General features: G+C 36.3%; 11 protein-coding genes. 3 read left to right on the top strand and 8 right to left on the bottom strand.

All coding sequences use genetic code 11. The annotated features are described in order from the left end of the window. From B5X53_RS15965 to aroB, 3 genes are all read right to left on the bottom strand, one after another. On the bottom strand, positions 1-292 hold a 292-nt coding region (locus B5X53_RS15965; RefSeq protein ID WP_079714233.1), incomplete at its 3' end, for an ISAon1 family transposase N-terminal region protein. 313 nt (positions 293-605) lie between these two features. Further along, positions 606-902 (bottom strand): hypothetical protein, encoded by a 297-nt coding sequence (locus B5X53_RS15960; RefSeq protein WP_079714227.1) that lies wholly within the window; start codon positions 900-902, stop codon positions 606-608. Positions 903-963: 61 nt separating this feature from the next. Continuing rightward, positions 964-2,031, bottom strand: a complete 1,068-nt coding sequence (aroB, locus tag B5X53_RS15955; RefSeq protein ID WP_079714226.1) for a 3-dehydroquinate synthase — start codon at positions 2,029-2,031, stop codon at positions 964-966. A 109-nt stretch (positions 2,032-2,140) separates the two neighbouring features. On the opposite strand from aroB, the gene B5X53_RS15950 reads away from it, so the two are divergent. Next, positions 2,141-3,343 carry a proline dehydrogenase family protein gene (locus B5X53_RS15950; protein WP_079714225.1) on the top strand — a complete coding sequence of 401 codons (1,203 nt, stop codon included), beginning with the start codon at positions 2,141-2,143 and terminating at the stop codon, positions 3,341-3,343. A 143-nt stretch (positions 3,344-3,486) separates the two neighbouring features. Here B5X53_RS15950 and B5X53_RS15945 read toward each other — a convergent pair whose 3' ends face one another. The 4 genes from B5X53_RS15945 to gcvT form a co-directional block, all read right to left on the bottom strand. Further along, complete coding sequence (locus tag B5X53_RS15945; RefSeq protein WP_079714232.1) at positions 3,487-4,206, bottom strand: YebC/PmpR family DNA-binding transcriptional regulator; 720 nt, start codon at positions 4,204-4,206, stop codon at positions 3,487-3,489. Positions 4,207-4,302: 96 nt separating this feature from the next. Then, positions 4,303-4,593, bottom strand: coding sequence for a 4a-hydroxytetrahydrobiopterin dehydratase (locus tag B5X53_RS15940; RefSeq protein ID WP_079714224.1), 291 nt, complete (start codon positions 4,591-4,593; stop codon positions 4,303-4,305). Between the two features lie 89 nt (positions 4,594-4,682). Then, on the bottom strand, positions 4,683-5,498 hold the full coding sequence (locus tag B5X53_RS15935) for a sugar nucleotide-binding protein (RefSeq protein ID WP_079714223.1): 816 nt from the start codon (positions 5,496-5,498) through the stop codon (positions 4,683-4,685). A gap of 3 nt (positions 5,499-5,501) precedes the next feature. Further along, the gene (gcvT, locus tag B5X53_RS15930) at positions 5,502-6,584 is read right to left on the bottom strand and encodes a glycine cleavage system aminomethyltransferase GcvT (protein WP_079714222.1); all 1,083 of its coding nucleotides are present in this window, start codon (positions 6,582-6,584) and stop codon (positions 5,502-5,504) included. Positions 6,585-6,822: 238 nt separating this feature from the next. Here gcvT and B5X53_RS15925 point away from each other — a divergent pair, with 238 nt between their 5' ends. Both B5X53_RS15925 and hutH read left to right on the top strand, forming a co-directional pair. Continuing rightward, positions 6,823-8,346: an NAD(P)H-hydrate dehydratase gene (locus tag B5X53_RS15925; protein WP_079714221.1), complete on the top strand. Its 1,524-nt coding sequence runs from the start codon at positions 6,823-6,825 to the stop codon at positions 8,344-8,346. 251 nt (positions 8,347-8,597) lie between these two features. Continuing rightward, complete coding sequence (gene hutH / locus B5X53_RS15920; protein ID WP_079714220.1) at positions 8,598-10,106, top strand: histidine ammonia-lyase; 1,509 nt, start codon at positions 8,598-8,600, stop codon at positions 10,104-10,106. On the opposite strand, the gene B5X53_RS15915 is transcribed toward hutH, so the two are convergent. Then, positions 10,103-10,477 carry a hypothetical protein gene (locus tag B5X53_RS15915; protein WP_079714219.1) on the bottom strand — a complete coding sequence of 125 codons (375 nt, stop codon included), beginning with the start codon at positions 10,475-10,477 and terminating at the stop codon, positions 10,103-10,105. The two genes, hutH and B5X53_RS15915, sit on opposite strands and share 4 nt — an antisense overlap. Positions 10,478-10,500 lie beyond the last annotated feature (23 nt).

The following is a 10,500-nucleotide window of genomic DNA, read 5'->3' as shown; positions in this document are numbered from 1 at the left end:
CTACTAAGTTCCAGTCACGCTGCATAACTTTTTTGTCTTGTTTGCCCAGCCAGCGACGGCGTTTTATATGCAGGAAAACCTTTTTACCACGCAGCGGAAAATCCTGGATTGTTATTTCCTTATGGAACCCGTGAGCTATGACCAGCTGGGAGGAGAACTCTTTAGGGATCTCCGGCTTCTCTTCAAAGTTCAAGTGTAGTATATCTCCTTCTGTTTGATGACCGGTAAGATCAAAATGGGTGATTAATAATTCTGGTAATAATATCTTGAGTAGGTCTATATATGGATCCAATGCTTCCTGTTTAGACAGCAAAAATCAAACTATTATTTCAATTCACACACAACTTTTGAGAATGATCCACTACCACCCAGATTTTTTGAGTATTAAAATACATCAATATACGCGTAAATAAATGAATTTCAGTGCTTTTAGTAACACTGGGAATCATTTTTTTCGTTTCATATCAAATAAAAGGTGACCTATTCGGTTACCAAATTCACTTCCAATGAATGAATCAGTGCATGTTTTTTTATATAATTCGTTAAAAAAAGGATTCTTCATTTAGAAAAATCCCCATTTTTTGATTTTAATATTTTGTAATTTATTAGTCTTTATCGTCCTCTTCTTCGTCTTTTTCAGGAATTTCTACGATAGGTTCGTTGAAATCTGAATCATCGTAATCGTCTTCATCAAAGTTAGCCATAGTATTTTCAAGACGTGTACTTACTTTTACCAGGTAAATAGTGTCTTCGGTTTTTACTTCAACCGCTTCAACCGTTTCATTTTTTGCGTTTTTAAAAGCAATAATCTGGTCGTCGTCATATCCGTCAGGATATTTCTCAACTAAAAGTCCGAGGATTTCGGGAGTTAATTTTTTGTAGTCAACAATAATTCTTTTCATAAATAAAATTTTATGAGGATGTAGTTAGTAGGTTTTAAAAATACTGTTTTTAAATTATAAATCAAGCTTTCCTATAATATTCAAAAGCATTCCAAATTAGCTCGTTAGGTACTTTGCAATCTATCACCGTGTTGCCTATATCTTTTAGCAGTACAAAATTTATATTTCCGTGGGAATTTTTCTTGTCGTATTTCATTAAATCTATGATTTGCTGAATGTCTCCGTCCAAAAATTCTACTCTTTCGTAAATATCCAGAATTTTACGGGTGATTTCTTTTAATTTATCTTCTGGAAAACTCTGAAGTTCTTTAGAAAGGTAAGTTGCCAAAACCATCCCTACTGCAATAGCTTCTCCGTGAAGTAAAGTAGTTTTCTCTGAATGTGTTAAGAAATATGATTCTATGGCGTGACCTAACGTGTGACCGTAATTTAATGTTTTGCGCAAACCATTTTCTTCGGGATCTTCTGTGACTACCTTAGATTTTATTTCAACCGATTCTTTAATAATATCATCAAGATCATCTAAAGTAAGTTCACTTAAATTAGTCACTTTATTCCAATAGGTCTCGCTGCTAATTAGAGCGTGTTTTAGAATTTCAGCCAAACCACTTCGCATTTCGGTTTGTGGAAGGGTAGCTAAAAAAGATGGGTCAATTATTACCATTTCAGCGTGATTAATAACGCCAATCTGGTTTTTTAAATTCCCAAGGTCTACACCGGTTTTTCCGCCAACCGAAGCATCTACCATAGCCAGTAAACTGGTGGGTATATTTATATAACTTATGCCACGTTTAAAAGTAGAAGCTACAAATCCGCCAAGATCGGTTACCACACCACCGCCAACATTAATTATCAGACTTTTACGATCTGCGTCTAATTCAGAAAGTGCATTCCAAACGCCGGTACAGGTTTCCAAATTTTTATTGATCTCACCGGCTTCGATTTCTAGAATTTCAAAATTTTCTGAAGTATCAATTTTCTGTAAAAAAGCAGCCAGGCAATCACGATGCGTATTATTATCTACCAAAATAAAGACTTTGGAAGGTTTTGCTTCTTTTATATAAGAATTTATCTTAAGAAAACCATCTTCCTGATAGTAAACCGGCCCTTTGGCTGCCATATTAGACATAGTTCTTGACGTTTTTTAGTATTTGTGATTTGGCTTCGAAAATAAGCAGAAATATTCATAATGAAATCAAACTTCAATAATTATATTTGCGCTAATTAAGACACACCCCATGATTAATAGAAAAATTTTTAATGATACTAAAACAGCTTTTAAATTAAAATCTGATTTAGAACTGGATCGTGCTATCTTCTTATTCAGCATGATGAAAAATAAGCAACTGGTAGACGCCGGTTCCTGGTTGACTAAAATTTCTTTAAAACTACACTTGCCAGTAGAAGCACTGATTAAAAAAACAATTTTTGAACAGTTTTGTGGGGGTGTAACCGAAGATGATTGTAAGCCGATAACAAAAGAAATGTATGCTGAAAAATTGCACGGTATTCTTGATTATTCGGTTGAAGGAAAAGAAACCGAAGAGCAATTTGACGCTGCTTTAGATAAGAAAATGAAACTGATAAAATTCGCTGCTGAAAGTGATGAATTACCTTTTTCACTTTTTAAACCTACCGGAATTGGAAGGTTTGCCATTTGGGAAAAAATCACAGAGCGCATTAATCTTAGCGACGAAGAAAAGCAGGAATGGGAACGGGTGAAAGAAAGAGTTGATACGCTTTGTAAATGTGCTTACGACAATAATGTAAGGTTATATGCCGATGCAGAGGAAAGCTGGATGCAACTTGCTGCCGATGAATTGATGGAAGAAATGATGAAGAAATATAATAAGGACAAAATCCTTATATATAATACTTTTCAGTGCTATCGTTGGGACAGGTTGGAGTATGTAAAGAATCTTCACGAAAGAGCTAAAGAAGAAGGCTTTAAAATAGGAGCCAAAATTGTACGTGGTGCTTATATGGAAAAGGAAAATGCACGTGCAAAAAAATACAATTATACCACCCCAATTTGCGAAAACAAGGAAGCTACAGATGTTAATTTTAACAGCGTGATGTCTTACTGTTTAGCAAATCTAAATGATATACATTTATTTATAGGAACCCATAACGAGGTGAGTAATTATCTTGCCTTGCAAAGTATGGAAGATAAGGGTTTACCTTTAAACGATGATCGTATTTGGTTTAGCCAATTGTATGGGATGAGTGACCATATTAGTTATAATCTGGCCAAAAAAGGATACAATTCGGCTAAATTAGTGCCTTTTGGCCCTGTGCGTGAAGTTGTACCTTATTTATTAAGAAGAGCACAAGAGAATACATCGGTTAAAGGGCAAACCGGACGTGAACTTTCACTTTTAGAAGAAGAAAAGAAACGTAGAAAAGGTCAACCTACTAAACACGATAGGGGAGAGCATTAAAAATTAAAAAGCTGTTTGGGAAGTTTTTCTTTGAACGTCAACCTGAACTTGTTTCAGGTTCTAACATATTAGATTCTGAAATAAATTCAGAATGACAGCTTTAAAAAAATAATCCTAAACAGCTTTTTTTATGCCGAAGAAAATTAATCCTCGGTTTCTTCCATGGTATGATATACATTCTGTACATCATCGTCTTCTTCCAGTCTTTCCAGTAATTTTTCAACATCAGAGGCTTCTTCTGCTGATAGGGGTTTTGTTACCTGCGGGATTCTTTCAAATCCTGAAGAAAGGATTTCAATCTCCCTGTTTTCTAATTCTTTTTGAATGGCTCCAAAATACTCGAAAGGGGCGTAAATGTGAATTCCGTCTTCGTCTTCAAAAACTTCTTCGGCGCCAAAATCTATAAATTCCAATTCCAGTTCTTCCACATCAAGTCCTTCAGAATTTAATCTGAAATTACAGGTATGGTCAAACATAAATTCTACAGATCCTGAAGTTCCCAGGTTTCCGTCGCATTTATTAAAATGAGAACGAACATTCGCTACGGTACGGTTATTATTATCGGTAGCGGTTTCCACGAGTACGGCAATTCCGTGAGGCGCATAACCTTCAAAAAGTACAATTTTATAATCGCCCTGATTTTTATCGCTCGCCCTTTTAATGGCGCGCTCAATATTGTCTTTGGGCATATTTACGCTTTTCGCGTTTTGGATAACCGCTCTCAACTTGGCATTGGTATCAGGATCGGGTCCGCCTTCTTTAACGGCCATCACGATATCTTTTCCAATGCGGGTAAAGGCTTTGGCCATTGCAGACCAGCGTTTCATCTTACGCGCCTTTCTAAATTCAAATGCTCTTCCCATGTATTCTGAATAAAAAACTGAGGCAAAAATATAAAAAAGCTTCCAATTCAATTTAAAAATTGGAAGCTTTAAATTTTCGCGGTATTTTTTCTGGAATTAAGCTGAAGCTTCTACTATTTCTTCAATAGCTTTAGCCAGCTTAAAATCTTTCTCGGTTACTCCATCGGCATCGTGGGTGGATAGGGATATTTCGAGTTCGTTATAAACATTCCCCCAATTTGGATGGTGTTCCTGGGCTTCGGCCTCAAAAGCAATACGTGTCATTACCGTAAAGGCATCTTTAAAATCTGCAAACTGAAATGACGTATGAATAGCATTATCTTTATAAACCCAGCCTTCAAGATTTTCCAGCTTTTTATTGATTTCGTCTTCGCTTAGTTTTTTCATAATAGTGAATTTAAGTAATTAGTCATTTAAATTTAAGCAACTAAAGCCTGAATTTTGAATCTAATTGGCTTTTAGGACAAGATTAACACCTAATTCTTTACTGAAGCTTTTGTGACTTGCTGTACTGAAACCTGTAAGTTTTTAGGCAGAATGTTTTCTTTAGGCAACACGGCTAAAAACCGATCAAAGTTAGAATCGTAGATATTTTTAAAGACCAGGTTTTTATAACCTAAAACTTCGCATACCTCTTCAATAAAATCTTTTTGATGCACCAGATCGGAGCTTCCCAGGTGAAAAACTCCCTGTTTTTTTCTATTGATTATATAATGAATTTGCTGGGTAACTTTTTCAATTTCAGTAACATTAATCACCACATTTGGAAAAACTTCTATTGCTTCGCCGAGATCAATGAGCGTTTTAATTTGCTTCAATCTTGGAGAATTATGTCCAAAAACCATAGGTAAACGTAAAATGTTATATTTATCGTTTGGCAGTCTTAGCAGGGCATTTTCAATCTTAATTTTAAACCTGCCGTAAATACTTTGCGAGAGTGTTTTGTCGTACTCATAAGAAGGGAAATTGGTAAAAGCATCAAATACATTGGCAGATGAGATAAACAGCAATTTACATTTATGAGTGAGGATGTAATTAATTACTTCAAAATGAGCGATAATTTGCGCGTCAAAATTTCCCCGTACGGCAGAGATAATTATCGTTGGTTTTACATTTTGAAGTAAGATCTCAATATTTTCAGTTTCCATATCAAAATGATGAAACTGATGATTCTCTTCCAAAATCCGGTTTGGAGTGTGGTAGGTACCGTGGGTATCAAAAAAGGAACATAACTCTTTATATAAGGCATTGCCTATAAAGCCGCTTGCTCCTAAAATTAAAATTCGTTCCAAAAATTATCCTTTATAAAAGGGCAATTTCACCTGTACGGCCGGAATGGATTTTTTTCTAACTTTTATAAAAATCTTGTTGCCAAATTTAGCAACTTCTGCAGGCACGTAGCCTAAACCTATTCCTTTTTCCAGCGATGGTGACATTGTCCCAGAAGTTACTTCGCCAATAACCTTGCCATCTTCATCCTCAATTTCGTAACCCTGGCGCGGGATTCCACGCTCTTCCAATTCAAAAGCGATAAGCTTTCGTTTTGGTCCTTCTTCTTTTTCTTTCTTTATTGCTTCAGAATTGATAAAGTCTTTAGTGAATTTAGTGATCCAGCCTAGTTTTGCTTCGATTGGAGAAGTTGTTTCGTCAATATCATTTCCGTAAAGACAAAAGCCCATTTCCAGTCTTAACGTGTCACGGGCAGCCAAACCAATAGGCTTTATTCCGTAATCTTTACCGGCTTCCATAACACGATCCCAAATTTCTTCGGCATCTTCGTTTTTGAAATAGATTTCGAAGCCTCCGCTTCCGGTATAACCCGTGGCTGAAATAATCACTTTATCAATCCCTGCAAATTCGGCAACTTCAAAAGTGTAAAATTTCATATTAGAAAGGTCTACTTCTGTCAAAGATTGCATTGCTTCTGCCGCTTTTGGTCCCTGTATAGCTAAAAGTGAAAATTCGTCAGACATATCGCGCATTGTTGCATCCATCGTATTGTGCTGCGCGATCCAGTTCCAGTCTTTATCTATGTTAGAAGCATTTACTACCAGTAAATATTTTTCAGAATTAATCCTGTATATAATTAAATCGTCAACAATTCCCCCGGTTTCGTTGGGCATCACGGTGTATTGTGCTTTCCCGTCTATTAGTTTTGAAGCATCGTTGGTAGTGATTTTTTGAATAAGCTCTTGAGCCTTGTCGCCGGTAATTAGGAATTCTCCCATATGAGAAACATCAAAAACTCCTAATTTTTCACGAACGTTCTGGTGTTCAATATTCACACCTTCATAAGAAACAGGCATATTATAGCCTGCAAAAGATACCATTTTGGCATTTAGTTCTTTATGTCTGGCAGCGAGGGCAACTTCTTTCATTTTTCTAAAATTTGGGCAAATTTATTGATTTCACTTTGAATACAATATTAAAAAGGGGTTTTTATGAAGAATCGTGAAAATAATAGAGTTCGACTTAGTTTAATAGCGCTTACTCTATTCGAATTAAACTTTTATTGGCAAATCTATCTGAAATTTAAGTTTAGATTAAATTTTTCGAACGAAGCTTTCAGGCTTTAATTTGTAATTTTATGAATGTAATTATTCAACCAAATCTATTATGAAGATACTCTCTGCAGAACAATTAAAAGAAGCCGATGAAGTTACACTTAAAACTGAAGGAATTTCGAGCACGCGTTTAATGGAGCGAGCGGCAAGTCTGGTTTTTAACGAAATACATACCCGGCTGGAAGGTGCAGATATCAATATTAAAATTTTTTGCGGAATTGGAAATAACGGCGGCGATGGACTGGTGGTTGCGCGTTTGCTTCATAAATACGGCTATAAAGTGGAAGTTTATGTGGTAAATTACAGCGATAAACGTTCTGATGATTTTCTGGTGAATTACGATCGTTATAAAAAGGAAAGCCATACCTGGCCTGCACTGATAAAACGAGTAGAAGATTTTCCTGAAATATCACCGGGAGATTTTGTGGTAGACGCCATTTTTGGGATTGGGTTAAACCGCCCTGCTGAGGGCTGGCTGGCAAAATTGCTATTACATATTAATGGATCAGGGGCATTTTGCCTTGCGGTAGATATGCCATCAGGATTATTTCCCGATAAAGTGCCGTCCGAAGATACCGCGGTGATCAAAGCGAATTATACGTTGACTTTCCAGACCCCGAAAATGGTATTTTTTCTGCCTCAAACAATGAAATATTCGGGTGAAGTTCAGGTTTTGGATATTGGGTTAGATCGCGGCTACTTAAAAGAAGTTAAAGCAATGGCTCAGCTTATTGGTAAGCGGGAAGCCCGGCAACTTTATAAACCACGTGATAAAAATTCACACAAAGGCGATTACGGCCATACGCTTGTAATTGGTGGAAGTTATGGCAAAATTGGAAGTATGGTGCTTTCGGCTCAATCTACTTTAAGAGCCGGGGCTGGTTTGTGCAGTGTTTTTGTGCCAAAATGCGGATACGAAATTTTACAATCTAGTTTTCCTGAAGCAATGGTGATTACTGACGAAGACGCTAACGAGCTTACTGATATTAAAACCGATCTCGAACCCGACGTGATTTGTTTCGGAATGGGTGCGGGAAAATCTTCTAAAACGGTAAAAGCATTTAAAGGCTTATTGGAACAAACTGAAAATCCTATGCTAATTGATGCTGACGGATTAAATATGCTTTCTGAAAATAACGAACTTCTTGCTTTGCTCCCTAAGAATTCGGTTTTAACGCCACATCCTAAAGAATTGGAAAGATTGATAGGGAAGTGGGACGACGATTTTAAAAAGATTGATAAAATAGAAAAATTCACTAAAAAGTATAAGGTAGTCCTGGTTTTAAAAGGAGCCCATAGCTTTGTTTTTAGTGGGAAGCATACCTATATTAATAATTCAGGGAATCCGGGAATGGCAACAGCAGGAAGTGGCGATGTGCTTTCCGGAATAATTGCAGGGTTAATGTCTCAAAAGTATGAACCGCTTGTGGCAGCAATTTTAGGCGTTTATTTACACGGGCTTGCAGGCGATATTGTTGCTGAAGAAAATGGTTATGAATCTTTAATTTCGGGCGATATTTGTGATAACCTGGGGAAAGCATATTTGGCGTTGATGAATGATAAAAAGAAGGTATAAAATCTTCTTTTAGGTTTGTTTAAAACTTTAATTTGAGTAATTCTTAAAAATTTGGTTTTAAATTTGGATTGCATCCGTAGAAATAAGAATTTTGACCCTGAAATTAAAAAGAATTTATTTTATAGCTGAATTATCGATTTTCAATCTTTTTCGAAATAAAATTTAATCATTTTTAATTAAAAATATTCACTTGAATTTACTGTAACTTCAATAAGTTCAGAATTTATCTTCATTATCTAAAATTGTAATTTATGCAGTCTCATCATTATATCAGTTCAGCCATTTTAGATTTGGAAACCATTGAAGATATAATGGTGAATAAGAAAAAATTGGCGCTTAGTGAAGAGGCTGAATCGAATATCCAAAAATCCAGAAAATACTTAAACAAAAAAATCACCGAAAGCGATACTCCCGTTTATGGAATAAATACCGGTTTTGGAGCTTTATGTAATGTAAAAATAAGTCCAGGTAAATTAACTGAACTTCAGGAAAATCTCGTAAAATCTCACGCCTGCGGAACCGGTGATAAAGTGAATAAGGAGATTATAAAATTGATGCTTTTACTGAAAATTCAATCTTTAAGCTACGGAAATTCGGGTATTGCGCTGGAAACCGTTTTAAGACTGATAGATTTTTACAATCTTGATATTTTACCGTTAGTTTATGAACAGGGTTCTTTGGGAGCTTCCGGCGATCTTGCACCGCTTGCCCATTTGGCCTTACCTTTAATTGGCGAAGGAGAAGTTTATTTTGAAGATGAAGTTATTAGCGGAGAAGAATTGCTGAAACGCCAGGATTGGGATGCTTTAAAATTGCAGTCTAAAGAAGGTTTGGCCTTGCTAAACGGGACGCAATTTATGAGTGCGCATGCAGTTTATGCTTTGATAAAATCGTATAAATTATCTTATCTGGCCGATCTTATTGGTTCGGTTTCTATAGATGCTTTTGATTGTAATTTATCCCCTTTTGACGAATTGGTGCATCTTGCCAGACCACACCGCGGACAAATAAAAACTGCTGAACGTATGCGCAGATTTTTAGAAGATAGCCAGATTGCTAAAAGTGAGAAGGAAAATGTGCAGGATCCTTATAGTTTTAGATGTATCCCTCAGGTTCACGGTGCTAGTAAAGACACCTTGAGTTTTGTAAGAAAAACGATTAAAACTGAGATTAATTCGGTTACCGACAATCCTAATATTTTTATTGAAGAAGATAAGATTATTTCGGGTGGAAATTTTCACGGGCAGCCTTTGGCCCTTGCGGTGGATTATTTGGCTATTGCTTTGGCTGAACTTGCTAATATTTCAGAAAGGAGAACTTACCAGCTTGTTTCCGGGCTTCGTGGCTTACCGGCATTTTTGGTTGAAAATCCCGGTTTAAACAGCGGATTTATGATTCCGCAGTATACCGCAGCCAGTATTGTGAGTCAGAATAAACAACTTGCAGTTCCGGCTTCTGTAGATTCTATAGTTTCTTCAAATGGGCAGGAAGATCACGTAAGTATGGGAGCAAACGGTGCAACAAAGCTCTTAAAAGTAGTTGAAAATTTAAATAGTGTGCTGGCTATCGAGTTATTTAATGCTTCGCAGGCAATGCACTTTAGAGAGCCGGCAAAAACTTCGGTAATGCTGAGTGAGGTTTTGGGGGAATTTAGAGAAGTAGTCCCCATTTTACATAACGATGTGACGATGGCGCCACACATACAAGCCGCAAAAACTTATTTGAACAACTTCAGTTTTAAAGAAAATATCTTTGATTAAATTTTGTAGCGGATCCAGTTTATTGCCTGGTCTAAATTATCAAAAACCTCAAAAGAATTTTGTGTTTTATAAAATTGACGTTCTACTTTATGGGCATTTAAGCGAATAAGCTCATTTTCACTTACCACTGCAATAGCCTTTAAGTTTTCGGCCAGGGCAGATTCCCGGTAAACCATAGGATCTACGGCATAAGAATTTTTACGGAAAGAAATATAACCATAGGGTCCACCTTTAAACGCCTCTTTTCCAATAGCCAATAATTCTTTATTATTTTCTGACGTGAAAAGGACACCTTCATTCAATTCGGCAATCAGGATATTTTGAAAAATGCGCACTTGCCCAAATTCCAATTCCATAATATCAGTAGTCATTAATGTAGGGATTAATTCTTTGC

Source organism: Salegentibacter salinarum, assembly GCF_900168115.1.
Classification (GTDB): Bacteria; Bacteroidota; Bacteroidia; order Flavobacteriales; family Flavobacteriaceae; genus Salegentibacter; species Salegentibacter salinarum.
This window is presented reverse-complemented; position numbering and strand designations above follow the sequence as displayed.

What these genes read in the sequence shown, in the direction of transcription:
- B5X53_RS15960 (WP_079714227.1), bottom strand. Translation starts at nt 902, where the DNA reads ATGAAAAGAATTATTGTTGACTACAAAAAATTAACTCCCGAAATCCTC.
- aroB (WP_079714226.1), bottom strand. Translation starts at nt 2,031, where the DNA reads ATGTCTAATATGGCAGCCAAAGGGCCGGTTTACTATCAGGAAGATGGT.
- B5X53_RS15950 (WP_079714225.1), top strand. Translation starts at nt 2,141, where the DNA reads ATGATTAATAGAAAAATTTTTAATGATACTAAAACAGCTTTTAAATTA.
- B5X53_RS15945 (WP_079714232.1), bottom strand. Translation starts at nt 4,206, where the DNA reads ATGGGAAGAGCATTTGAATTTAGAAAGGCGCGTAAGATGAAACGCTGG.
- B5X53_RS15940 (WP_079714224.1), bottom strand. Translation starts at nt 4,593, where the DNA reads ATGAAAAAACTAAGCGAAGACGAAATCAATAAAAAGCTGGAAAATCTT.
- gcvT (WP_079714222.1), bottom strand. Translation starts at nt 6,584, where the DNA reads ATGAAAGAAGTTGCCCTCGCTGCCAGACATAAAGAACTAAATGCCAAA.
- B5X53_RS15925 (WP_079714221.1), top strand. Translation starts at nt 6,823, where the DNA reads ATGAAGATACTCTCTGCAGAACAATTAAAAGAAGCCGATGAAGTTACA.
- hutH (WP_079714220.1), top strand. Translation starts at nt 8,598, where the DNA reads ATGCAGTCTCATCATTATATCAGTTCAGCCATTTTAGATTTGGAAACC.
- B5X53_RS15915 (WP_079714219.1), bottom strand. Translation starts at nt 10,477, where the DNA reads ATGACTACTGATATTATGGAATTGGAATTTGGGCAAGTGCGCATTTTT.